Annotated in this window: 25 protein-coding genes; 4 read left to right on the forward strand and 21 right to left on the reverse strand. The window is 64.3% G+C overall.

From position 1 onward, the window contains the following. Window positions 1-333: 333 nt before the first annotated feature. The 19 genes from NH344_RS12165 to NH344_RS12255 all read right to left on the reverse strand — a co-directional run bounded on the left by NH344_RS12165 (window position 334) and on the right by NH344_RS12255 (window position 17017). Complete coding sequence (locus tag NH344_RS12165) at window positions 334-591, reverse strand: hypothetical protein (RefSeq protein ID WP_022524282.1); 258 nt, start codon at window positions 589-591, stop codon at window positions 334-336. A gap of 106 nt (window positions 592-697) precedes the next feature. Further along, a complete protein-coding gene (locus tag NH344_RS12170) occupies window positions 698-949 on the reverse strand; it encodes a hypothetical protein (RefSeq protein ID WP_179931209.1) in 252 nt (83 codons plus the stop codon). Window positions 950-1031: 82 nt separating this feature from the next. Continuing rightward, on the reverse strand, window positions 1032-3944 hold the full coding sequence (locus tag NH344_RS12175; RefSeq protein WP_230834886.1) for a hypothetical protein: 2913 nt from the start codon (window positions 3942-3944) through the stop codon (window positions 1032-1034). A 71-nt stretch (window positions 3945-4015) separates the two neighbouring features. Beyond that, window positions 4016-4798 (reverse strand): M48 family metalloprotease, encoded by a 783-nt coding sequence (locus NH344_RS12180; protein ID WP_022524280.1) that lies wholly within the window; start codon window positions 4796-4798, stop codon window positions 4016-4018. 9 nt (window positions 4799-4807) lie between these two features. Next, window positions 4808-7420 carry a TraC family protein gene (locus tag NH344_RS12185; protein WP_179931206.1) on the reverse strand — a complete coding sequence of 871 codons (2613 nt, stop codon included), beginning with the start codon at window positions 7418-7420 and terminating at the stop codon, window positions 4808-4810. 1 nt (window position 7421) lies between these two features. Beyond that, window positions 7422-7919, reverse strand: a complete 498-nt coding sequence (locus NH344_RS12190) for a TraV family lipoprotein (protein ID WP_074211719.1) — start codon at window positions 7917-7919, stop codon at window positions 7422-7424. Between the two features lie 4 nt (window positions 7920-7923). Then, complete coding sequence (locus NH344_RS18365) at window positions 7924-9411, reverse strand: TrbI/VirB10 family protein (RefSeq protein WP_230834883.1); 1488 nt, start codon at window positions 9409-9411, stop codon at window positions 7924-7926. Further along, window positions 9404-10096, reverse strand: a complete 693-nt coding sequence (locus NH344_RS12200) for a type-F conjugative transfer system secretin TraK (protein ID WP_179931203.1) — start codon at window positions 10094-10096, stop codon at window positions 9404-9406. Before NH344_RS12200 ends, NH344_RS18365 begins: the two co-directional genes overlap by 8 nt. Continuing rightward, window positions 10093-10650, reverse strand: a complete 558-nt coding sequence (locus NH344_RS12205) for a type IV conjugative transfer system protein TraE (protein ID WP_253027960.1) — start codon at window positions 10648-10650, stop codon at window positions 10093-10095. The genes NH344_RS12200 and NH344_RS12205 overlap by 4 nt, the downstream gene beginning before the upstream one ends. Further along, a complete protein-coding gene (traL, locus tag NH344_RS12210) occupies window positions 10650-10943 on the reverse strand; it encodes a type IV conjugative transfer system protein TraL (protein ID WP_230834882.1) in 294 nt (97 codons plus the stop codon). Before traL ends, NH344_RS12205 begins: the two co-directional genes overlap by 1 nt. Window positions 10944-10962: 19 nt before the next feature. Beyond that, entirely contained in the window at window positions 10963-11331 is a 369-nt protein-coding gene (locus NH344_RS12215; protein ID WP_230834881.1) for a TrbC/VirB2 family protein, read from the reverse strand. Next, window positions 11328-11741 carry a lytic transglycosylase domain-containing protein gene (locus tag NH344_RS12220; RefSeq protein ID WP_022524272.1) on the reverse strand — a complete coding sequence of 138 codons (414 nt, stop codon included), beginning with the start codon at window positions 11739-11741 and terminating at the stop codon, window positions 11328-11330. Before NH344_RS12220 ends, NH344_RS12215 begins: the two co-directional genes overlap by 4 nt. Before the next feature lie 10 nt (window positions 11742-11751). Then, window positions 11752-12537, reverse strand: coding sequence for a hypothetical protein (locus NH344_RS12225; RefSeq protein ID WP_230834880.1), 786 nt, complete (start codon window positions 12535-12537; stop codon window positions 11752-11754). After that, window positions 12534-13178: an OmpA family protein gene (locus NH344_RS12230; protein WP_230834879.1), complete on the reverse strand. Its 645-nt coding sequence runs from the start codon at window positions 13176-13178 to the stop codon at window positions 12534-12536. Before NH344_RS12230 ends, NH344_RS12225 begins: the two co-directional genes overlap by 4 nt. After that, window positions 13178-13786, reverse strand: a complete 609-nt coding sequence (locus tag NH344_RS12235; RefSeq protein WP_253027961.1) for a thioredoxin domain-containing protein — start codon at window positions 13784-13786, stop codon at window positions 13178-13180. Before NH344_RS12235 ends, NH344_RS12230 begins: the two co-directional genes overlap by 1 nt. Next, a complete protein-coding gene (locus NH344_RS12240; protein WP_074211726.1) occupies window positions 13783-14088 on the reverse strand; it encodes a hypothetical protein in 306 nt (101 codons plus the stop codon). The genes NH344_RS12235 and NH344_RS12240 overlap by 4 nt, the downstream gene beginning before the upstream one ends. A 169-nt stretch (window positions 14089-14257) precedes the next feature. Continuing rightward, window positions 14258-14470 (reverse strand): hypothetical protein, encoded by a 213-nt coding sequence (locus tag NH344_RS12245; protein WP_230834877.1) that lies wholly within the window; start codon window positions 14468-14470, stop codon window positions 14258-14260. A gap of 86 nt (window positions 14471-14556) precedes the next feature. Continuing rightward, window positions 14557-16164, reverse strand: a complete 1608-nt coding sequence (locus NH344_RS12250) for a DUF4942 domain-containing protein (RefSeq protein WP_253027962.1) — start codon at window positions 16162-16164, stop codon at window positions 14557-14559. Window positions 16165-16177: 13 nt separating this feature from the next. Next, window positions 16178-17017, reverse strand: coding sequence for a DUF4942 domain-containing protein (locus NH344_RS12255; RefSeq protein WP_253027963.1), 840 nt, complete (start codon window positions 17015-17017; stop codon window positions 16178-16180). 107 nt (window positions 17018-17124) lie between these two features. On the opposite strand from NH344_RS12255, the gene NH344_RS12260 reads away from it, so the two are divergent. Then, window positions 17125-17448, forward strand: a complete 324-nt coding sequence (locus NH344_RS12260) for a hypothetical protein (protein WP_253027964.1) — start codon at window positions 17125-17127, stop codon at window positions 17446-17448. Window positions 17449-17611: 163 nt separating this feature from the next. Further along, window positions 17612-18328, forward strand: a complete 717-nt coding sequence (gene hutC / locus NH344_RS12265) for a histidine utilization repressor (protein ID WP_253027965.1) — start codon at window positions 17612-17614, stop codon at window positions 18326-18328. A 75-nt stretch (window positions 18329-18403) separates the two neighbouring features. On the opposite strand, the gene NH344_RS12270 is transcribed toward hutC, so the two are convergent. Both NH344_RS12270 and NH344_RS12275 read right to left on the reverse strand, forming a co-directional pair. Continuing rightward, window positions 18404-19420, reverse strand: a complete 1017-nt coding sequence (locus NH344_RS12270; protein WP_253027987.1) for a YjiH family protein — start codon at window positions 19418-19420, stop codon at window positions 18404-18406. 50 nt (window positions 19421-19470) lie between these two features. Continuing rightward, a complete protein-coding gene (locus tag NH344_RS12275) occupies window positions 19471-19731 on the reverse strand; it encodes a hypothetical protein (protein WP_253027966.1) in 261 nt (86 codons plus the stop codon). A 331-nt stretch (window positions 19732-20062) separates the two neighbouring features. Here NH344_RS12275 and hutI point away from each other — a divergent pair, with 331 nt between their 5' ends. Next, the gene (gene hutI, locus NH344_RS12280) at window positions 20063-21280 is read left to right on the forward strand and encodes an imidazolonepropionase (RefSeq protein ID WP_253027967.1); all 1218 of its coding nucleotides are present in this window, start codon (window positions 20063-20065) and stop codon (window positions 21278-21280) included. Then, a complete protein-coding gene (gene hutG, locus NH344_RS12285) occupies window positions 21270-22232 on the forward strand; it encodes a formimidoylglutamase (protein WP_253027968.1) in 963 nt (320 codons plus the stop codon). The genes hutI and hutG overlap by 11 nt, the downstream gene beginning before the upstream one ends. The last annotated feature ends 42 nt before the right edge of the window (window positions 22233-22274 follow it).

Below are 22274 nucleotides of genomic sequence, written 5' to 3' on the forward strand. Positions count from 1 at the left end.
TTGCTGTTCAGCTAACGGTTCCCGCTATCAGGGTCCGTAGGGGACTTTCACCCCCAAGTCATCCTGTGAGGCACCACCCTCAGGAATAGCGCCAGTCAAGGCGCTGCGCGCCATGCCTGGCGCACAATGGAAAAGGCTCCCGGAGGGAGCCTGTTGAATAGCAAATCACAATGATTTGTCCTGGCGAGAATGACAATCTCCAGGATTGGGCTAACTACTGCCGTTGCGATGCTGCTGGTGATCGTTGCGCAAAATCTGAACATAAGTGAAACCACAAACACCTGCCATAAGCAGGGCAAAAGCCAAGATCATCCAACCAAAAGGTGTCATATCCTACTCCTCGGTATCAGGTCGGCTGCGCTCGTTGAGCGCATGCAGCATGATGCCTGTTACCCAGATGATAGCACCCAGAGCAAACAAGGCAACTGAATCGCCTAGGGCGATTTTGTCACTTGGGGCGAACAACCCGAGTACACCGGCACCCATGGCGCCAATTCCCAGCTTACGCACATCCTCTGTGACAACCTGGAGGCTTGCAGGCCTCATCAGTGGAGGTCGCTCTCGCAACCATCGTCGGATCTTCTCAAACATGTTTTCCTCCTCATTCCTGCTCTAATGCAGGTCTCATAAGGAGATAGGGGGTGAGGTGACACTTGGAGGGAGGCCTCCCGCAGCAGCAGCTAGGGGAGGCAGGGAATCAGCGATCCGGGCGGACAACTAGGCCATAGAGCCCGTGCGTGACCGGATAAGTGCGGCGCTGACCATCGATCGAAAGCCTCGCGGAGGCCGAACAGGGCCAATCACGTCGATGGAACCGCACCTGGGCGCATCTGCGCTCAATGCCGAATTCGGCAGGGTCTGCACCTTCATGGTGGCGCTCATACGCTCGCCAGAATCCACGGAGGTCGCTCTCCTCCCGAACGATCAGCACGTCTTCAGTGTTCTGCATGGTCTCTCTCCTCATTCCTGCGGGATTGCAGGTCTCGAGGAGAGATAGGGGTAGCCATGACTCCGGTGGCCTCCCGCAAGGATCAGCTGAAGAGCTTGGGCGGCCCTGCCACCTCGGCCTTTGCTCGTTTGCCCTTCGCGCCAGCACCATTGTCGCTGCCAGCTTGTGACGCACTCCCGCTGGAGTGGCTGGCGGATGCCTTCTTCGCCTTAGCTCGGCGCTTCTGCAACCGCCGCTCGATTGGCGACAGTTTCGCCTCGGCCTCCTGGGCTCCTTCCTCGGCCTGCTCGCCTTTCGGTGCAACATCCCCACCTACCGGGTCATCCTTCGGTGCAGTATCCCCACCGGATGCCGCAGCCTCTTTCGGTGCAGCATCCCCACCGCTGGCTGAGGCCGTGTTGGCGCTGTCATCGTCCTCGAGGAGCCAGGAAGCGTCATGCTTCGGGGCCTGCTCTGGGGCGGGCTCCTCGCCTTTCGGCGCAACATCCCCACCTACCGGGTCGTCCTTCGGTGCAGCATCCCCACCGGACGCCGCAGCCTCTTTCGGCGCAACATCCCCACCTACCGGGTCACCCTTCGGTGCAGCATCCCCACCGCTGGCTGAGGCCGTGTTGGCGCTGTCATCGTCCTCGAGGAGCCAGGAGGCATCATGCTTCGAGGCCTGCTCCGGGGTGGGCTCCTCGCCTTTCGGCGCAACATCCCCACCTACCGGGTCACCCTTCGGTGCAGCGTTCCCACCGGCCGCCGCAGCCTCTTCCGGTGCAGCGTCCCCACCTATTGGATCGTCAGCATCCCCACCGCTGGCTGAGGCCATGTTGGCGCTGTCATCGTCCTCGAGGAGCCAGGAGGCGTCATGCTTCGGGGCCTGCTCCGGGGTGGGCTCCTCGCCTTTCGGCGCAACATCCCCACCTACCGGGTCACCCTTCGGTGCAGTATTCCCACCGCTGGCTGGCGCTGTGCTGGCGCTGTCATCGCCCTCGAGGAGCCAGGAGGCGTCATGCTTCGGGGCCTGCTCTGGGGCGGGCTCACCGGCCGCGTCGGCGGCCTGCTCGCCTTTCGGCGCAACATCCCCACCTACCGGGTCGCCCTTCGGTGCAGCGTTCCCACCGCTGCCTGAGGCCGCGCTGGCGCCGTCATCGTCCTCAAGGAGCGAGGAGGCGTCATGCTTCGTGGCCTGCTCCGGGGCGGGCTCACCGGCTGCGTCGGTGTCCTGCTCGCCTTTCGGCGCAACATCCCCACCTACCGGGTCGCCTTTCGGTGCAGCGTCCCCACCGCTGACTGGCGGCGCGGCATCCTCGAAACCATCATCCAGCAGCCATGACACGTCACTTTTCGAGGCCTCATCCTGGGCCGGGACAACCCCAGCGCCAGCAGCTTCCCCTCCTTTCGGTGCAGCGTTCCCACCTACGGGCTCGTCCTTCGGTGCAGCATCCCCACCGCTGACTGACGCCGTGCTGGCGTTGTCACCATCCTCGAGCAGCCAAGGCGGGCTGTCCTTCTGGGCCTTGCTCGGTGCAGGCTCCTCGTCTTTCGGTGCAACATCCCCACCGGCAGCTGGCAGCTCCACCTTCCCGGCATCGCCTCCAGGTTGTGAACCGGCGAAGAGGCTGACCTCGCATACCTCGGAGGCAGGGATGCCCTTGGGAATCTCGGCACGCTCTTCACGCTTCCCGCTGTCCTTGGTCGGCACGACGCCACTGCCAGCGCTGGTGCGCAGCGGGCCGATCACCGTCACCTCATAGGCAGTCTCTCGCGGATACAGCCCGTGATGCTCCTCAGGCAGCTCGACGGCGATCATGCCCCGGAACTCAATGATGCCGGATCGCACGCGCCACAGCGCCTGATCAGCTGGTAGCGTCCACGTCTTGCTTGCTTCACTGCCTTCCGGCACGCCCTCGGCTTCGGTCACCAGCCACCCGCGATCATGGAGCGCCTTCAAGAGGATCTGTGTGAACTGCCCAGTCTTGCCAGGAGCGCGATAGCCACCACCAAGCGCCTCGGCAACACCCTGCCCCAGCTTGGTCAGGGAGGCTTCACGGATCATCGGCTCGGACAGGTACAGGCGGTCGCCCACGCGAAAGCCCGCCGCCTTCACCCCCTTGGCCAGGCCCTTGACCTGATAAGGCACCAGGGGGATGACGCGCAGGAAGGCATCGATCGCCAGCTCCTCCACATCCACTGACTCCAGAACCTTGCTCTTCTCGGTGCGCGTCGTGAGCCCATCGATTTCCCGTAGCTGCTGGAGGAGGGTGCTCGCTCGACGCAGGCCTTTGTCGGTGAGCCCTGGGAAGGTGCTCGGCATCTTGGAGGGCGAGTGCTCGTACTTGACCGCCAGCAGAAGGATCGCCCGTTCATCATCAGGCAGCTCCCACCAGGCGGGAAACTTCGGCAGGAGTCGACCACCCTCCTTGTCGTGAGGGGAGAACCGTACCCATTCGCCGTCCAGTTTCGCATGCGAAATCGTCTTGCCGATGTCGTGCGCTGCCGCAGCAAGGGGCAGAAGAGGGTCGGCCCCTTCATACTCGAAGGCCTGATCCATGACGCCGAGGTGGTGCTCGAGCAGCGTCGTCCCATGGCCATCCCCGCAGTAGGCGTCAGGGTGTGCTTGCAGGTAGCCCAGCAGCTGGTGAATCAGCGGGAGATGATGGCGGGGCACGTCACCCGCCAGCTGTGCCTTGATCGGCTTGAACTTCACCGGGTCCGGTGTGGGCATGGACGTGATGGTGAGATCCATGCCACGAAACTCGCCCCGGGACTTCGCTCGATAACGACGCACGACCCGGCCGACCAACACCACCATGAGGACGATCAGCGTCCCCACGCCCATGCCGCCAACCAGCCAGGGCCAGACAGCATCGACCCTGGCCACCACCGCCTCTGTGGCGGCTGAGGCGGCGTTCGCGGGATTGATGTCGCCCCTGTCCGCATCCCAGAAACCACGAGCCTCCAGCCACGCCTGGAGCGCTTCTGGCCCCATGGCGTAGAAGGCCACCATGCCAGCGAGGCTGTAGAAGACCGTCAGGGCAATGACGGATCGCAGGAGAGTCGAGCGATAGCCCATCAGGCTCATATCATGCGCTCCAGACGCCGAATCCGCCGATAGGTGGGCGGGTGAGTGGAGAAAAGCCCCCAGCTGGGTTCGAGGCCAGCTGGCAGGCGGCTTAGGAGGTAGCAGCCGGCCACCGCCGTGGTGGCGCGTGCGGCATCGCTGTCGGCGCGATACTCCATGAGGCGGCCCAGATGCCGGTCAAGCGCCTTGAACAGCCACAGCGCCAGCCGCAAGCCCAGGAAGGCGACGTTGTAATAGAGGCGGCTGACCAGCCCCAGGACAGGCACGGGACGCAGCAGCGTGTGAATCACCAGGGCCACACGGAGCGCCAGCCGCAGGATGAGGTGCTGGGTCCACCACCAGAGATTGGCCGAGGCATCCCCCCGGCGCAGGTGCGATCGCTCGTGCGCCAGCAGCCAGTCAAGCTCTGCCTTGGGGAGGTTCAGGGCAGCCCGCGTCAGGACGACCACGCCACCCGTAGGGCTAGGCATGGCATAGGCCTGAAGGGCAGGGGACTCGTAGACCCAGACGCGATCAGCCAGCTCGCGAGCCCCGGGGAACAGGCGGCCGACCCGGTAGCTGGCTGGCGCCAGCCGATACCCTAGCCAAGCGAGGATGGAGACGGCGGCTCCCGCCAGAATGGTGCCTTGGGCCAGGGTGTGCGAGACGGCCATCTCGCCCGGTGGACGCAGCAACTCCAGAGGCGCCCCGATGAACACCACCACAGGCAGCACCACCATGACCGAGTAGCCCACCGCCCCAGCGAGACAGGCCGACAGGGCGGATAGAAGCGCCAGCACTAGCCAACCCTACCCTCGCCCTTCGGCGAGCATGCGGATGGCTTCCTGAGTGCTGTGGCCCGCCTCGGTGAGCTTCATCAAGCGAGCCTGATCCTTCGGGTTGGTCGAGTACAGGAAGTACGAGTAGGGGTCGACCACGAACCTGAAGAGACCACCGCCGCTCTCGTGCTTGACGAACACCTCGGAGTAGCCCGCCCCGGGCTTCACGCCACGCAGCATGTCGAACAGGAACTCGTCCTCGCCGCCCAGCTTGCCGTTCTTCTCGGCATAGTCCAGCGAGGGGCCGGACTGCTTGAGCACAAACGTCCAGGGCGCGTTATCGAAGGCAGCCTGGGCAGCCGGCGAGAGGTCGGTGTCCTTGAAGCCCTGGGTGATGAAGCCGGCGCTGCCGTAATACTTACGGATACGGCGGAAAGCGGTCTCGATGAACTTGCCGCTCTTGGGGTCCGCCAGCAGATCCCAGGCCTCATCGATCAGCATCATCTTGGGGATGTTGCGGGGGCGCAGGTACATGTCCCGGGTGGTCCGCGCCATCAGCAGCGTCATCACCACGTTGCGCAGCTCGCGGTCGACGTTCAGCTCTTCAAGCTCGAGGATCGTGAACTCGTTGGAGAGGTCCAGCTGCGGCTCGCCGTTGAACCAGGCAGCGTGGCGGCCGACCGCATAGGGCTCCAGCTGCAACGCGATGTTCTTGGCCACCGGATCACTATCTGCCCGCTTCGCCAGCCACTGGTAGACGTGCTGGGTCTCCATGACCTCACCATGCGCGTCATGGCTCTCCAGGATGGCTTTCTCGATCAGCTGGTACTCGTAGTTGTCCGGCTCCCCAAGCGGGAAGGCCATCTGCGAGATAGCGTCCTTGAGGACCGGGATCATCTCGGCGATCTCGCTCCCCCCGTCATCATCGTCGTAGCGCTGCTTGCCGCGGATGCCCCAGAAGGGGTTGAGGGACACTGGGTAGTTGGGGTCGAAGCGCAGCTCCTGGCCGCCCAGCAGCTCGCACAGCTCCTTGTAGGAGCCGCCCACGTCGATGATCCGCACCACACCATCCCGACAACGCATGTCGGTGACGAACTCGTTGGCGAGGAATGACTTGCCCGCCCCCGAGGTCGCGATGACCGAGAAGTTGTAGGAGGTCGCCGAGTCGAAAATGTCGATGCACGACATTTGCCCCCGGCGCGAGACCAGGAGCAGGCCGTTGGCATAGAGGTACGGGTTGCCCTGGGGGTCTTTGCGGACCACCGGGCCATTGCCGCCCCAGTCGCCCTGGCAGATCGACGCACAGGCCCCATTGAGGCTCGAGACCATCTGCGCCCGCTGGAGGCCCGAGGTCGGTTTGTCCATGCGCGGGTTGTAGCCCCAGGGCAGCGAGGACAGCCAGATCGGCAAGGTGATGTAGCGCTCGCGGGACGCTCGGAACCCTGCCTTCCGCCACAGAGAGGTAACGTAGTCGGCATCTGAGGCCGCACGCTCTGGTTCGGTGATGATGTTGATCCCTGACCACATGCGCACCGGGCAGTAGCTCGAGCGGGTGTCGTTGAGCAGCTGCTGGGTGTCCCGGCGCCGAGTGAACAGGTGGGGCATCATGCCCTTGTACCACTCGGAATCGCTCATGCACTGCTTGGAGATCATCCCCATGCGCATGGTGATGTCGTTCCGCGCCTTCTCGGTCGACGGTTTGTAGATCGTGGTGTGCATCCAGTAGGCCGGCGCGATCCGGTCGGTGGCCGACTTCAGCTCGCCCAGGAGGTCACCCGTCATGTAGAGCCGCAGGTAGTCCGGGTAGGTGTCGATGGTGATCGGCACCACGTCGACTTCGCGCTCGTCATCGCTGAACTGGATGGCGCCAGACGACTTCACGCGGACGCGGGTGCGCTTGTCGAATATCGAGTCGACAAAGCTCCCATCTTCCTCCTCGAGGCGCTGAAGCTCACCAGGCACCATCTGCGGGTTGGCGATACGGCGCAGCACGCGGCGGGCGCCCAGCTCGTTCATCAGCGCGGGGCCAAGGCCCATCGAGGCGAAGGCCCCCTGCACCGACTGGCGAAACTCGTCGCACATGTGGCGCCATGAGCGGATCTCCTCCGCGTGCTCCGGGTCACCGTCGAAGGTCATCGTGAAGAAGGCGAAGTAATGGACCTCGCGAGGGTACAGGCGCTCGTTCGGCAGCAGGCTCTTGTTGTTGGCCGCGGCATCGAGCATGTGCTGGCTGCGCCGCTCCACCAACTCCTTGAGCATGGGGTCTTTGCAGTAGCGCAGCCGCCGTGTCTCCCAGGTCTGGATGCGGTCCTCGATGGCCGGAGAGCTGTGCGCGACGAACTGAATCACCGTGTCAGCTGGCGCCCGGGTAATCAGCGACTCGATCTGCTCCTCGATGTCCTTGCCGGCGACCATGAGCGGGGAGAACTGGATGCCAAACCCCAGCTGAGGGTGCTTGCCATCGTCCCTAACACAGTAGCCATCCTCGTAGTCGAGGTAGGGCAGCAGGGTGGCCGGGTCATCCCGCTCGGTCAGCGCCTCGGCCGCCTGGAGAGGGAGAGCCCGGTCTCCGTAGTCCGGTGCCCCCTGCTGGATCATGCGACGCAACTGGTGCCGCATGCGGGTCATCGCAGTGATCTTCATCTCACTCCTCCGGGACGATCTGCATTTGCGGCTGGATGCGGTTCGGGTTCGGCTGGCGCCCACGCCCCGCAGGCGCAATGTGCAGCTCGCCTGGCGCAGGCCCGATCATGCCGGCGCCGACGCCTGCCTCGCGCAGCTCGCCATAGCGCCATGAATCGGGAAGGGTGACGTAGAGGTATTCGCCAGAGCGGAGAATCCCATCGTCACCGCGCCACGGGGCTACCCAGATACGCACGGGCTTGCCCGGTTGGTATACCGGCTGGTCAGTGAGACCGCCCCCGCTGTAGGGGCGCCACTGCTCGATCTGCTCCTCCTCAGCCTCGGAAGCGGGCTTCACGCCCTCCATCACTGACTCGCTTGAGCCCTCATTGGCCACGGCCGCGGTGTAGACATCACTGGTGCCCACGCACTCTTCGCCGAGATCGCAATCATGTTTGACGGTGGCGCAGCCGCCGAGGAGCAGCAGGGCGCCCAGGGGGATCAACAGCTTCTTGGTCATCGGGTTACTCCTGGGTCGGCATCTTGTCGGCCAGCTCGTAGGCTTCCCACTCAAGCTGCTGACCTTCCTGGATCACAACGGTCCCGCGGCGGCCAGAGGGAACCTCGATCACCGGGAACATGGATTCGGCTTCTTCGATGTAGCGCTCGGCCAGGATCTCCATGGCACGACCAGCCCCGCCGTACAGGCCCACCTCGCCAACGCTATCGGGGTCAACGGTGGTCACCACGCCACTGCCGGTCACGGCCTGCTCTGCCCCCTGGGCAGCGGTCGCCGCGAGGCTGCTGGCGCCTTCGGCGAAACCAGCCAGCATGGCCTTGCCCAGCAAGGCGCCAGCACGACGCTCAACATTGCCGCGCAGCCCCAGGCGGCCATCGGAGTCCACGATGTACCCATTGATGGGGGACTCGAGCATCATCCCGGTCTTGGTGTCGACGCAGGAGATCCGGGTGACATTGATGTGCGCCCGCTCGCTCGAGAGATCCCCGTAGCCACCGCCCATGCCAAAGCAGTCGGCGAGGCGATACCGGGCACTACCCGGGAGGAAGGCATCGTTCTGGATGCGGAAGAGCACCGGCTGCGGGTTGTTGCGCGTCCGTTCGGCGGCACCGAAATCGGCGCCGGTCAGCATCGCGACCTCGGAGAACGAGCCCATCGGGAGGAACCCAGCCTTCGGCGGTCCCATATTCTCTTCGTCGTCCTCTTGAGCGACTTCCTCGTTGCGGATGATCCGGGCGTTGGACTCACCGCTCGAGCCATCGAGCACGATGGGATCAGCAGGCTCATCGGGCTGCCGGAGCTGGGGCAGCTGCGAGGGGATGACCCCACCGCTCGAACCGGAAGAGGTCTGCTGGCGCGGGGGCAGGTTGCCTCGGCCTGAGTCGCTGTCTCGACGCGCCAGCGGGGGCGGTGGCACCACGCCGGGATCATCGCTGCGCGGCGGCCGGAGGTAATCAGTCGGCGAGCGATTGGCGCTGTTGTCGCTATCGCGTGATCCGGTGCCGATCCGCACCCCAGCATCACCGTCGCTATCCGAGGCGTTCACCAGGCTCTCGCGCAGCTCAGCCATGGTGGTCTGCATCGCTTCGCGCTCGGTCTCCATGGAGGACTTGATTGACTCCAGCTGCTCCATAAACTCTTCGTCACGCTGCTCCTGGCGCTCACGCTGCTGGGCAATCTGCTCGTTGGCATCACGAAGCTGGCGCTGGAGGCGCGAGATGGTTGCCTCTTCTCCCGCCCGGGTATCCGGGGAGGTGTCCACGAACTCAGGAGGAGGCGGGGCGGCATTGCTGTCGCTGTTACGCTCGCTGATCGCCTTACTGGCGGCGAGCCAGATAATCAGACAGGCAATGCCCCCGTAGAGGAGCCATTTGCGCGTCTGGGCGCGTTCCAGTAGGCCCTGTGACACGATCTTGGACTTGGCCCGAGAAACCGCTGAGGCCTTGCCGCCGCCAGTTTCTTCAGGCTGTTGGTTCTCTTGCTCTTCAGCCACGATCCACCTCCACGACGATCATCCGAGGGTTCTGGCGCTCGCTCACCACATCCCCATCCAGGGAGATGGCCACGACGCCGGCCCGGTAGAAGTCTCGAGGCTCGACTTCCACGGAGGTGTCGGCCGACAGGACATAGACGTTCACCACATGGCCGGAGCCACGGTATTGGTCCTGGGCGGTGAGCTTGAGGGTGCCGCCGTTGGGCATTTCCATGCGGGCGCTGGACGGGCGGCCCGATGGCTCGAACCCGGCAGGGCGGCCACCCTGGAAAGCGGACAGGATGGTGTCGGCTATCCAGCGATCCTTGGGCCGGCTTTCCTGCTCGGGCTTTTCAGAGAGGTCGGGGGCATTCCGGTAGCGGAACACCTGGGCTTCGATGTCAGCATCCGGCGCCAGCTTCACAGTGAAAGCCTCGCCGCTCTTCAGCTGAACGAAGACAGAGAAGGGCTCTGCATCCTCAGCCGGTCGAATCAACAGGCCCCGCTTACCATCGGTGGGCACGGGGTTATCACGCAGCTCGGCTTCCGGGGGAATCACGATCTGCGAGTACGGCTCGGGGAACACGAGCCGGTTATAGGCATCAGTGGACACAGCCACCGTCTGGACTTCATCGCTGGCGCTGGCGAAGGGGGCGGCGACCATGGCCGCCGCCGCGATCAGCCCCAGCATCTTGGGCTTGTTCATTCTTCCTCCACAGAGAAACCAGCGACGTAGGGCACGCCATCGCTGAAGGCGTAGCGGACCCGGTAGGCGATCGGCCGGTCTTCAACCTGCTCGCTGCCGATCCAGGCGCGAAGCCGTCCCGTGACCCGAACGGTGTCTTCCAGGGCCTCGGTGTGCTCTACGAACAACGCCTGGGAGCGTTCGGAGTTTTCCAGGTCCGGTAGGCGGCCCTGAAGGTCGTTGCCGACCTTCGCGTACAGGGCCGGGGTCATCCGGTTCTGGAAGCGTGCGTACTGGCTCTCGACGTTGTTCGGGGTCCAGGTGCTGTGCAGCTGGGTGTCAGCCACGGCTATCTCGGTGAGGTAGTCCTCATCGGTGTAGCCGGCGCTGGCGCCTACCTCGACTGGCCCCTGCATGAGGTGCAGGTCATAGGGGACCAGCCGGGTGGGCATGTTGGCACTCAGCTGCACATAGCTCTGCATGACGTAGATCAGCAGCCCAGCCAGGAGCAGGGTGCAGAACATCCAGCCCCGGGCCGCGATCCACTGATTACGGAGTGCGTTGAGGTATTTCATCAGCGGATGTACTCCAGGCGCATGGGACGGGGGGCGAACTTGCCAAGCAAGGGATCAAGCCTCAGCCCCATGCGCCACAAGACGTGCTGCACCTGCCCTCGCTTTTGGCCGGCACGCATCTTTTTGGCCGCCATCATGAGCAAGATCCCTGCGATCAGGCCCGGGATGAAGAACCGCATGATGATCCCCACGCCGATGACCATGATGGCGACCACCACCTCAGTCATTTCCCACGCGAAGATAGGGATAGGCGCGTCGACATCTTGTGGAATCCGATAGGACTCGTTAGACATGATCCCTCTCCTTCATCCCTCAGTTACCGAACCAGCTGAAGATTTCCTTGATCATGAAGGGGCCGACAGCGAAGGCACCGGCAATCCCCAGCCCAAGGAAGGCGGGCGCCGCGGATTGACGACCCAGGCCCACCAGGCAGCCGATAATCAGCGCGAGGATGGAGATGCCGATACCGAACGGCCCGTGCGCAAGATCCTCCACCTTGTCGGCGAAGTCCTGGAAGTCACCACCGCCAGCGGTCTGTGCCCAGGCGGGCATGGCCATGAAAAGCGTGGTGGCCACCAGCAGGGAACGCTCCCCGATGCGCTTCTTGTTGGTCGTCAGCGACTCGCGCAGCTGGGCGAACTTGCTGGGCTTGGTGTCGCGGATCTCGACGGAAGTAGTCATTGGTACTGATCTCCTAGTGTCGCAAGGACTTGGTTTGCGTATTGCTGGCCTACCGGGCTCTCCGGTGACCCTGCGTTGTAAGCGGCCAAGGCCGCCTCCCAGTCGCCATAGCGCGTGATGTTCTCGTAGAGAATCCACGTTCCAACGGCGATGTTCGTACACTCGTTTTCCAGCAGCTCCTGCTCGGTAATCCCCCACTGCTGGAGGTGATTCCGGTTGGTCTCTGGATCGAGCCACCATGTATTGATCTGCATGGCACCGAGGTCATAGGTGCCGTTCTTGTTCGGCCCGATACGGCCGACTGCTTGGCCGCGGCTTCCGCTTTCTTGCTGGCGGACAGCTGCGACTACCTGGATGGGCACCTCGTAGTAGGCGGCGATCTCAACGGCACAATCGGGTAGGGCGAACATTGACGACCTCCTAGCTCTGAGCCTGATCAGCAGCCGTCGCCGACTGGCGCTCGCTTTCGGCGCTGGACTGCGGGGTGGTGTCCTGCCGCTCGGCGGCCGGCTTGGGCGCCTCGAAGGGCGTCAGCATGCGCTCGGCGACCATCGCGGTCGGACTGACCCGATCCATCACCAGACCGACTTCCAGGCTCTCCTCGAACCCGCCCTCGGCGCCTGGCTTGGGGATCTTGCGCAGCAGCCCGGTGACGCGCCCCTCGACGTGCAGGGCGGTGCCGGCTGAATACTCCACGAGGCGGTCGACCACACGACCAAAGGCCGCCATGCCGATCACGCCGGTATGCTGGAACGAGCGGCCCAAGTCCGGGCGATCCGGGCCAATCTGGAGGTAGGCGGTGGAGGGCGGCCCCTCCTTCTCCGGGCTCTTCACGCCGCGCAGCAGGCCCACCGCGATGAAGCGGTTGAACAGGTGCTTCTCGATGTTGCCCTCGATCATCGGCGTGGCCGGCTGGATGTTGTTGGCCACCAGCTCAGCGCTCAGGTGTTGCTCGCCGGAAACCTGGGAGCGACGCACAATGCCGCCGACATGGCCGAAAATCTCGATGTAGGAATCCACCGGCAGCTTGGCCGCTCGATCGGACAGGTGCCCCGGGATGCGCACGATGATCTGGTTCACCGACTGGATCAGCGCGTCGGTGGTGCGTTTGTTCTTGCCGACCTTCAGGACCATCAGGCCGGAGCGACCGGGCTCCTTGGGCGGCTCCTTACGGAGGATCTGGGCGTGGGCGATAAAGACGTTCATTGATCTGCCTCCAGGTGAAAAATCTCGGCGCGACGGTTGGCCGCCCGCGCTGTATCGGTCGTGCCGTCAACCAGCTTGGGGTAGGTGCCATGCCCTTCCGTCAGGAAGCGGGCATCAGGCCAGGCCTTGCGAAGCTCACTAGCGATCGCATCGGCTCGGCGTTGGGAGAGGGGACCGTTGTAGGTCTCGGGTCCGATATGGTCGGTGTACCCGACCACGAGCACGCGCCCGGTCAGCGCCTCCCCATCCAGGAAGGACGCAAGCTCTCGCTGGGAGTCCGGGGTCAGGGCGGTGGAGTCGAACTCGAAGTGGAATCGCGCCAGCGGCACGCCATCCAGGGCGTCCTTGTACTCATCCGGCATGGCCGCGTAGCGGGCCTGCCAGTACGCCTCGTCGTAAATGGTGCCGCCCTGGGCATACCGCTCCAGGCCTTTGCCGGCACCGTAGTACCAGTTGTAGGTACGGTTGGCGTAGACACCCAGGTGCTCATAGCCCGGGACCAGGACATAACGGCTGGTCAGGGTGTTGTAGGCGTCAGGCAACACCTCCCAGCGCTTGGGCTCCTCAGCCGGTGGCTGGGCCACACAGCCAGCGAGGGTGGCCACGAGCGAGGCGGCCAGCACGGGGTTTCGCAAGGACATCAAAGGTTCTCCAGATACTTGATTACCGCCTCGGCCTTCTCATCCACGTCGCCAGCCAGGCTCAGCAGCTCGACACCGGAGCGAGAGACGACAGCAAAGGCTGGGTACTCCCGCAGCTCGGCCCGCTGAGCAAGCCGGATGGCCCGCTCAATGGCCTCGACTGAGCTGCGGTCCTGAATGCGGTCTTCAGAAAATTGGTTCCAGCGGACTTGGGGAACGTGAAGCTCGAGATGCGCCAGCACCTCATCGAGGTTTTCGAGAGGGACGCCGGTTTTCCCGGCTGCCAGGAACGCCTCACGGACCTCCTCAGCGATCCCCGGGATCTCACGGGAGGCGTAATAGGTGCGCTCGCGCCAGGCACGCTCGAGGCTGGTGTGGGAGGGGAGAGGGGCGTAGCGGTACTCAAGCTCGGCGTCTTCGACGGCTGCCTCGATCGCCGGGTGGTGATCACTCATTGCCTGGCAGAACTGGCAATCGAAGCTGGCGAACTCGACCAGCGCGACAGGGCGTGGTTCAGCCGCCGTCGCGCCAGCACTGACCCCCACGGCGAGCAGGGTGGTGGCCAGGGTGCGAAACAGAGCGGGGAATCGACGGGGCGCGAACATCATTCGCCCTCCCCGGTCGGCGCCTCGGGATCGGTGCCTTGCTGGCTCTCAATCCAGGCGTCTTCGTGCAGCAGGCGCCACACGGTAAAGCGGCAGGCGTAGTCGGCAGACTCGAAGCTCTCCTGCACCGAGTCCTGATATTCATTGAAGGTCAGCTGTGTGAGGGACGTTGCCACATTGCCGAACCACAGAACGGGCTGGCAGGTGCGCTCAATACGAGCTTCTGAGTCGGTCGCCAGGACGATCCATGCAACCCATACAAGAATGGCCACGCCGATCAGCGTGCTACCACGAACTCCCATCATATTCCGCCTCCCAGCGGTGCTCTCTCATCAGGTGCCCGAATGGGCCTCGCTGACTGATAGGGCGGCCACTGACACTAAATGGCGGGGGAGGGCGATTTTTTTCGATCGGCGTTGGAGGCGCGGTCATCACGCGCTCTGCGGCAAAGGGGGAGCGCCTGCTGGCGCGGGGTCAGAACAGGGCGAGTTGGTCGGTGGGGGCCGGCGTCGTTGGGGCCGGCGTTGGGGTGGCGCGGTCGGGGTAGCAGCCTGACGCATCATCAGCGCCAGCCAGCCAGGCCAGGTCTTCTGCCGTCCAGGGCGCATAGGGCGACGGCTGGTAGTTACCCAGCGTCCGGTACAGCTCATGCGATAACTGATACGCCTCTCGGCAAGTACGATCCATGCGATCACCATTCCTGTCTCGCGCCTTGCGATGCTATCCCAAGGGCCTGAGCTGGCGCGAGCGGGCGGCCCGCGCCAGCCAGCCAGTTAAACGGCGGGGCGGTCGGCCACCAGGAGCACGACCGTCACGCCGGTTCCCGCGAACTCCCCCTGCCGAGGCGCCGTCCAGGACACGTCCCAGCCTGGCAGCACGTCCTTGCCGCGCAGGGAGCCCGGGAGCACGGCCACCAGGCGACCGCCTGGGGCGACACACTTCGCCGCCGCCGCAAGGTGTAGGGCCGCTCGGCCTTGGCTGAAGGGCGGGTTCATCACGACCTTGCTGAAGGCGCCAGCCATGCGCCCATCTTCAGCCCAGGTCAGAAAATCCGCGTGGTGGCAGGTGTAGCCCTTGGCCGCGAGCACCTTGCAGTGAAGGTCCGCCAGCTCCACGCAGGTCGTCTGCGCCTGTGGCAGCCACTCGGCCAGATGGCCCTGCCCTGCACTCGGCTCCAGGATCTTGTCGTGCGGGCTGATCTCGGCGAGGTCGACAGCCTCCTCGGCCACACTCGCCGGGGTCGGGTAATACTGGTGCGAGCGTTGCTCAGGCAGGCAGCCGGTCATCACGAGATGCGCCAGCGCCTCCTCGGGGTCATAGTCGAACTCGAAGGTCGCCATATCGACCTTGGCACCCCCGATTCCCACCAGGGCCTCCTCGATGGCTTGGCGCTCGCGTTTCGACTGCTGATCGAGCGTGTACCAGGAGAGGCTGAGCTTGCGGCCGTTGAGCCGGGCGTCGGCGATCTGACTGATCACCGCCGAGGGCAGAGGCATCTGAAGGGCGGCAAAGTGCTTCTTGCTGGCGCCAGCAGAGGGACGCTTACGGAAGGCTGCCGGGATCGCAGCCGGATACCGGCTCGCCAGAATGGCATTGAGTCGATAGGCCAGCTCCGGGTGAACCTCCACATGGCAGGTGCCTTTCTTGTAGAGCTTGAGCCGGATGGCACCACCATCCAGGTCATGCCATACCCCAAGGCGGCGCTTCACGAGATCCAGGGCCTTGCGGGTCGTCCCCGGCAGCGGCTCCTCGCGCCCCATGAAACGCGCCAGTACGGTGCGAAGGTCGTGGATGTAGCCGCAGCGCCGAGAGTCGATGAAGTCCAGCACATCGAGCAGTCCACCGAAGATCATCTTCTTGCTGAATCCTTCAGGGCGGTTGGTGACATGCTGGCCCGACAGGGCGCGAAACACCCCATCGACCTTCTCGGCGAAGAACTCAGCACGCTGCAACAGCAGTTGCTCTAGGGTGGCCCGAACGGTGGCCTCCTCGAACGCCGGGGCCTTGTGGCGACGGATCTCATCATTCCACTCATAGCGCCGGTCAGCCGGCATCACGTCGAGCACATCAGTCAGCGCCAGCGTCCGCTGCCACATACCCGCATCCAGCGCCGCCACAGCACCCTCGACATCGAATAGCCGCGATACCTGATGACCGCCGAAGCGCGAGAGGTCGTGCTGATTCCCCTCCAGGAAGTAGCCCATGGCCGTGCTGTATCCCTCGCCAAGAACGAGGTTGGCCAGTCCCTCGATCTCCGCTTTCCTCGACTGGCGCTCGCCCACGAGGCCGTCAATGAGGTCGGTGGAGACGGGGGCGAAGAACTCCCCGAGGTCGTCCAGGTATTCGGTGCTGGCGCGAGTATCGATAGCTTCGTGAATCATGCAGGTGTCCTCCCTAGTAGCGCTCGTGCGCCAGCGCGGCGCCGTAGTGTTCCGCGATCAGGCCGTTGATCCGGTCAATGTGGTCGGGGCGCTTCAGCCAGAGGTGAAGGTTCCCGTTCGCAAACCAGCGACAAACCAGCCACTCCGTTTCCAGCTCCCCGGCCCGGTCGCCATCGCCCAGCAAGGCGGCATGGCGCTGCTCTTGCAGGCGGTGAGCCAGCCGCTCCTCATGGGGCACTTGGGACGGCTCCAGGCCCTCCAGCACCAGCAAGATGCGCTCCAGGTCATCCACGCGCTCCCTGGCGCTCCCGAAACTGCGCCAGCCGCCGTGCTCACTGAACGCCTGCTCGACCACCAGCCGCCGCTTGACCTTGAACGCACTGTGGCTGCGATACCGCTTGCAGAGGCTCTGGAACAGCTCGACCACCCCGCGCCGGAATACCTCATGGCGTGTCTCGAACAGGGCCACAAAGGTCGATTGCACGTTCTCCCGGTTCAACGGCAGGGGGTCATCATTGAGCTGGCGCTGCACCTCCTGCTTGTCCTGGGCGGTCATCACGTCACCCAGGCCGGAGCTATCGAGCAACCAGCGCCAGCCATTGGCATCGAAGGTCTGCCGTGCCTCGTTGGCGATCCGGTCACAGAACGCCTCGGGGCGAACGCTGAGATCGTGCCAGGACAGATGCCGGAGCATGGAGGCAAACCGGAAGCTGCTGATGGGCATGAGGGAGGCGGCCTCGGCCAGTTGCGCCGCTGCGCCCTGCACCAGCGCCAGCGCTTTTTCTCGACGCGCCAGCAGATCGTCCATGGCGCCCAGGGCAGGGGAAGGGAGCTGCGTCGTGTCTTGCTGCATCGGTCGCGGCCTCGCTGCGTTGTCGGTACGATGTAAACACCTTACGACACGAAAAGTATTTACAGCAAGCGTTTTTAGCGTTCAATGCACACTTTTTTGGAGGCTGCATGGAAGATAGAGACATCAGCAAAGGGCAGCTATACGCCGCTTTAGCAAGGCTAAGGCTGCGCGGAAGGGCCTGCGATGCTGCCGTTGAAGTGATCGAGGGAGTGTGCGCTACCTATGCCGAGGCCGCGCAACGCCACGGCATCAGCCGGGCGGCTGTCTCACAAGCCGCAAAGCGCATTCGGGCCGAGGTTGATCGGGCGTTCGTCACGGTCGAGGTCAGGTTGCCGCACGACTGCGCGAGTGAGCTGGAGGCGTGGGTCAACGCCAAAGGGGGCAGCGTGTCAGTGGGTGATATAGGCCAAAGATTCAAACCCACCAGATAAGGGAGGATGTCTGGAATTTCTGGTTGATATGGACTTGCAGGTCTATAGAGCACTGCACTTCAGGATGGTACTTATTCGGACAGTCCTGTGCGGCCGGATGGACAGCCTCGGCGTGATGCGTATACTGCAATTGTATATACATTAATCTCACCTAAGGATGCCCATGGCCAGCACGCCGCCTCTCTATCAGCAGATACAGCAGCACCTGCTGGAAAAGATCACCAGTGGTGAATGGCCAGCCCATCACCAGATTCCCCCGGAGGAGCAGCTGGCCCGGGATTTCCAGGTCAGCCGCATGACCGCCAACAAGGCGATTCGCGATCTGGTCCAGAAAGGATATCTGACACGCCAGCCGGGTCTTGGCACCTTCGTTACCGATCGCAAGGCCGAATCGTCGCTGGTGGAGGTGTACAACATCGCCGAGGAGGTGCGGTCTCGGGGGCATCGGTATGGCAACGAGGTGCTGACCTGCGAAGCGATCGACGCCGATGACGAGGTGGCGCTACGTCTCGGAGTTCGGCTCGGCAGCCGAGTCTTCCACACCCTGATCCTGCATCTCGAAAATGACGTACCCATCCAGCTGGAAAGGCGCTTCGTCAATCCGCGCTGGGTCCCGGATTATCTCGACACCGACTTTTCCCGCCACACGCCCAACGAGGTGCTGGTGGCCGCCTGCCCCATCACCGATGTGGAGCATATCGTCGAGGCGGTCCTGCCCGACCACCAGGCGGCCGAGTGGCTGACCATCGATACGGCGAGCCCCTGCCTGAGCATGATCCGGCGCACCTGGTCCGGCGAGCAGCTGATCAGCTATGCCCGACTGCTCCATCCCGGGGAGCGCTACAAGCTGCGCTCTTCGATGCATCGCGAGCCGAAATGAGCGCCCCTTCGTTCTTTACCAACGCAAACGGCCGGGGATTCCCGGCCGTTTGCGGTTGCGAGTCTGGAGGCTGTTTCAGCCGGCCAGTGTCTGCACCAGATAGCCGGTAGGGACTGCCAGCAGCAGGCTCAGGGATACCCGGATGAACCACACCACCAGCATGCGACCCACCGACAGCGGAATGCTGGTGGAGAGGATGCAGGGGATCGAGGCCGAGAAGAACAGCACGGCGGACACCGACACCACGCCGGCGGCGAAGCGAGCCGCGAACTCGGCCTCTGCCATCAGCAGCGCCGGCAGGAACATCTCGGCGAGTCCGGCGGCGGAGGCTTGCGCCAGGGCGGCGGCATCCGCCACTCCCCACACTGCCACGAAGGGGTAGAAGAGCCAGCCCAGCCACTCGAACAGCGGTGTGTACTTGGCAGCCAGCAGGCCCAGCAGCCCCACCGACATGATCGACGGCAGGATGCTGATCGCCATCACTAGTCCTTCCTTGAAGTTGAGTGCCACGCTGCGATGTAGGCTCGGGGCCTTCTCCGCCACTTCCAGGCCGGTCTGCCATGCCGTGGTGAGACGCTTGCCGGGTACCGCCTGGGGTTCGCCATCCGCGGCACTGTCATCCATCCGTGAGAGCGGCGGCAGCCGCACGGTCACCGCGGTGACGACGAAGGTGATCAGCAGGGTGAGCCAGAAGTAGAGATTCCAGACGTCCATCAGGTCGAGGGTCTTGGCCACGATGATCATGAAGGTGGCCGAGACGGTGGAGAAACCGGTGGCGATGATGGCTGCCTCCCGCGCCGAATACTGCCCGGCCTGATAGACCCGGTTGGTAATCAGCAAGCCGATGGAGTAGCTGCCCACGAAGGAAGCCACGGCGTCGATGGCCGAGCGGCCCGGGGTGCGCCAGATGGGGCGCATCACCGGCTGCACCAGTACGCCGATCAGTTCCAGAAGGCCGTAGCTGATCAGCAACGCCAGGAAGATGGCGCCGATCGGCACGATCAGGCCCACCGGAATCACTAGCTTGTCGAACAGGAAGGGCAGCATGTCCGGCTCATGCAGGAAGGCTGACCCCCAGCCGGTCAGTGCCATCACCGCGGCGACGACACCGGCAATCTTCAGGACCGTGAAGATGCGCTCGGTCAGGCTGCGGTTCCAGTAGCCGCGGACAGTGGATAGGCCGCGCCGGCAACGATCAGCGCCAGGGCATAGAGCCCGCTGGCGTCCCCCAGCAGGGCGCGCGCACCGGTCACCATATGGTCCAGAGGGATAGTGCGCTTACCGACGATCTCGATGGGTACGAAGAAGATCAGGATGCCCAGGACACTGGGTAGGAACAGCTTGAGCAGGGTGGCGGCAGCGACAGGTTGCCGAGCCTGGGGGTCTTGGCGATTCATGGGCACGCCTCTTGTCTTCTGCCGTGCGGTGACTGGGTCGAGATAGGCATCCTGCCTCGATATGTATATACAATAAGATAAGGCAAGCCACTGCCATTGCCTAGCCACTCTGGCTAGACATTGGTCTAACACCTCAATCAACAGCGGACACCGATAGACTATTAAAATACTTTAATAACAATTCATTAACTGGATTTTAAGGCGTCTTGACCTTTTGTAGCGTGCTGCTTGTAACCTGCTTTCTCTTGCGGGAGCGGGTTGACAAGCTCTTGGGAGGTGGGCTTATCTGTATATACATTCAACCTGCACCTGCTGAGCCACCCCGGAGGAGTCCTCCATGTCGAATATCCCCCCTATACGTCGCCTATGGCGCGATATGAAAGTCTTCGATGGGCTGCACACGCTGCCCGAGCCCATGGCCGTCATCACCGACGGGGCGCGGGTCGCGTCTCTGGTGCCGATGCGGGAGTTCGATGAAGGGTTGGCGGAAGGTTGCCATGACATGGGCCGCGGTGGCGTGATGACCCCCGGCCTGGTGGATTGCCATACCCACCTGGTGTTCGGCGGCTCCCGTGCCGACGAGTTCGAGGCGCGCCTGGAAGGGGTCAGCTACGAGGAGATCGCCCGGCGTGGCGGGGGCATCCTGAGCACCGTGACGGCCACTCGCGGAGCCACTGAGGACGAACTGCTCGAGCTGGCCAGGCCGCGGCTCGACGCGCTGATCGCCGATGGCGTCACCACCGTGGAGATCAAGTCCGGCTACGGCCTGACGGTCGAGGACGAACTGAAGATGCTGCGCGTGGCCCGCCGCCTCGGCGAGGTGTTGCCGGTGCGGGTGGTGACCACGCTGCTGGGCGCCCATGCGCTGCCGCCCGAGTTCAAGGAAGACAGCGACGGCTATATCGACCTGGTGTGCCGGGAGATGATCCCGGCCGCCGCCAACGAAGGCCTTGCCGATGCCGTCGATGTGTTCTGCGAGAAGATCGCCTTCTCGGTGGCACAGTGCGAGCGGGTCTTCGAGGCCGCCGAAGCGCATGGCCTGCCGATCAAGGCCCACGCCGAGCAGCTCTCCAACCTGGGGGGCACCGCGATGGCGGCCCGTCACGGGGCACTCTCCGCCGATCATATCGAATTCCTCGATGAGGCCGGGATTGCCGCCATGCGCAAGGCCGGTAGTGTCGCCGTGATCCTGCCGGGGGCGTTCCACACCCTGCGCGAGACGCAGCAGCCGCCCATCGCGGCTCTGCGCGAGACCGGCGTGCCCATGGCCGTGGCCACCGACGCCAACCCGGGCAGCTCGCCGCTGTTCATGCCGACCTTGATATTGAACCTGGCCTGCACCCTGTTCCGCCTGACGCCCCAGGAGGCCCTGGCCGGCATGACCGCCCATGGCGCGACTGCCCTCGGACTCAACGGAGAAGGGCGGATCCGGGAAGGGGCCGCCGCCGACCTGTGTGTCTGGAATATCGACACCCCGGCCGCACTGGCTTATGCCGTCCAGCCCGGTCGCCTGCGTCAGCGCCTGTTTCAGGGGGAGTTGACCCATGCCGTCTGATACGTCGCTTCACCAGGATTTCGACCGCACCTTGTGGCAGGGGCGCACCGATCCCGAGCCCGGCAGCGAGCGCTGGCACCAGAAGATTCAGCCGCTGGCCGAGGGCGGCACACCCGGCTGTGCGCTGCTGGGGTTCGCCTGCGATGCCGGCGTGGCGCGCAACCAGGGTCGTGTGGGTGCCGCCGATGGCCCTGCGGCACTGCGCCGTGCCCTGGCGCCGCTGGCCTGGCACCGCCAGGGGCCTGCCTATGACGCCGGTGACGTGCGCTGTGAAGGCGACGCCATGGAAGAGGCCCAGCAGGCCCTGGCCGACCGTCTCGCTCCGCTGCTTTGCGAGGGACACCTGCCCATCGTGCTGGGTGGCGGTCATGAGGTGGCCTACGCCAGCTGGTCGGGGCTCGCCCAGCACCTGGCGGCCCGCGACGAGACGGCGCCCCGCGTCGGCATCATCAACCTGGATGCCCATTTCGATCTGCGTGACCCCCAACACGTGCGCTCCTCCGGCACCCCCTTCTCCCAGATCGCCGACGACTGTCTCCAGCACGGCTGGCCATTCCGTTATGCCTGCCTTGGCGTGAGCCGCGCCGCCAATACGCGAGCGCTGTTCCACCGCGCCGACGAGCTCGGGGTGATGGTGCGCGAGGACCGAGAGATCACCGCCCAGCGCTTGGCCGACATCGAGCGGGATCTGGCGGACTTCATCCGCGACTGCGACCACCTCTACCTGACCATCGATCTGGACGTGCTGCCGGCCGCCGAGGCTCCCGGGGTAAGCGCCCCGGCCGCCCGTGGCGTTGCGGTCGCCCTGATCGAGCCGCTGATCGAGGGCATTCGAGATAGCGGCAAGCTGCGCCTGGCCGACCTGGCGGAGCTCAACCCCGGCCGTGATATCGACGGCCGCACCGCCAGGGCGGCAGCTCGCCTGGTGCATCTGCTGACCCTGAATGATTGAGAGCCGACGGCTCCACGACCACGACAACTCATCAAGGCTTCT

Source organism: Halomonas sp. Ps84H-12 (assembly GCF_024124725.1).
Lineage (GTDB): Bacteria > Pseudomonadota > Gammaproteobacteria > Pseudomonadales > Halomonadaceae > Vreelandella > Vreelandella aquamarina.

What these genes read in the sequence shown, in the direction of transcription:
- NH344_RS12230 (WP_230834879.1), bottom strand. Translation starts at nt 13,178, where the DNA reads ATGTCCTTGCGAAACCCCGTGCTGGCCGCCTCGCTCGTGGCCACCCTC.
- NH344_RS12255 (WP_253027963.1), bottom strand. Translation starts at nt 17,017, where the DNA reads ATGCAGCAAGACACGACGCAGCTCCCTTCCCCTGCCCTGGGCGCCATG.
- NH344_RS12205 (WP_253027960.1), bottom strand. Translation starts at nt 10,650, where the DNA reads ATGAAATACCTCAACGCACTCCGTAATCAGTGGATCGCGGCCCGGGGC.
- hutC (WP_253027965.1), top strand. Translation starts at nt 17,612, where the DNA reads ATGGCCAGCACGCCGCCTCTCTATCAGCAGATACAGCAGCACCTGCTG.
- NH344_RS12250 (WP_253027962.1), bottom strand. Translation starts at nt 16,164, where the DNA reads ATGATTCACGAAGCTATCGATACTCGCGCCAGCACCGAATACCTGGAC.
- NH344_RS12245 (WP_230834877.1), bottom strand. Translation starts at nt 14,470, where the DNA reads ATGGATCGTACTTGCCGAGAGGCGTATCAGTTATCGCATGAGCTGTAC.
- NH344_RS12170 (WP_179931209.1), bottom strand. Translation starts at nt 949, where the DNA reads ATGCAGAACACTGAAGACGTGCTGATCGTTCGGGAGGAGAGCGACCTC.
- NH344_RS12260 (WP_253027964.1), top strand. Translation starts at nt 17,125, where the DNA reads ATGGAAGATAGAGACATCAGCAAAGGGCAGCTATACGCCGCTTTAGCA.
- hutI (WP_253027967.1), top strand. Translation starts at nt 20,063, where the DNA reads ATGTCGAATATCCCCCCTATACGTCGCCTATGGCGCGATATGAAAGTC.
- NH344_RS12200 (WP_179931203.1), bottom strand. Translation starts at nt 10,096, where the DNA reads ATGAACAAGCCCAAGATGCTGGGGCTGATCGCGGCGGCGGCCATGGTC.
- NH344_RS12235 (WP_253027961.1), bottom strand. Translation starts at nt 13,786, where the DNA reads ATGATGTTCGCGCCCCGTCGATTCCCCGCTCTGTTTCGCACCCTGGCC.
- NH344_RS12185 (WP_179931206.1), bottom strand. Translation starts at nt 7,420, where the DNA reads ATGAAGATCACTGCGATGACCCGCATGCGGCACCAGTTGCGTCGCATG.
- NH344_RS12220 (WP_022524272.1), bottom strand. Translation starts at nt 11,741, where the DNA reads ATGTTCGCCCTACCCGATTGTGCCGTTGAGATCGCCGCCTACTACGAG.
- NH344_RS12175 (WP_230834886.1), bottom strand. Translation starts at nt 3,944, where the DNA reads ATGGTGGCCTTCTACGCCATGGGGCCAGAAGCGCTCCAGGCGTGGCTG.
- NH344_RS12190 (WP_074211719.1), bottom strand. Translation starts at nt 7,919, where the DNA reads ATGACCAAGAAGCTGTTGATCCCCCTGGGCGCCCTGCTGCTCCTCGGC.
- NH344_RS12165 (WP_022524282.1), bottom strand. Translation starts at nt 591, where the DNA reads ATGTTTGAGAAGATCCGACGATGGTTGCGAGAGCGACCTCCACTGATG.
- hutG (WP_253027968.1), top strand. Translation starts at nt 21,270, where the DNA reads ATGCCGTCTGATACGTCGCTTCACCAGGATTTCGACCGCACCTTGTGG.
- traL (WP_230834882.1), bottom strand. Translation starts at nt 10,943, where the DNA reads ATGTCTAACGAGTCCTATCGGATTCCACAAGATGTCGACGCGCCTATC.
- NH344_RS12225 (WP_230834880.1), bottom strand. Translation starts at nt 12,537, where the DNA reads ATGAACGTCTTTATCGCCCACGCCCAGATCCTCCGTAAGGAGCCGCCC.
- NH344_RS12270 (WP_253027987.1), bottom strand. Translation starts at nt 19,420, where the DNA reads ATGGCACTGACCGGCTGGGGGTCAGCCTTCCTGCATGAGCCGGACATG.
- NH344_RS12215 (WP_230834881.1), bottom strand. Translation starts at nt 11,331, where the DNA reads ATGACTACTTCCGTCGAGATCCGCGACACCAAGCCCAGCAAGTTCGCC.
- NH344_RS12240 (WP_074211726.1), bottom strand. Translation starts at nt 14,088, where the DNA reads ATGATGGGAGTTCGTGGTAGCACGCTGATCGGCGTGGCCATTCTTGTA.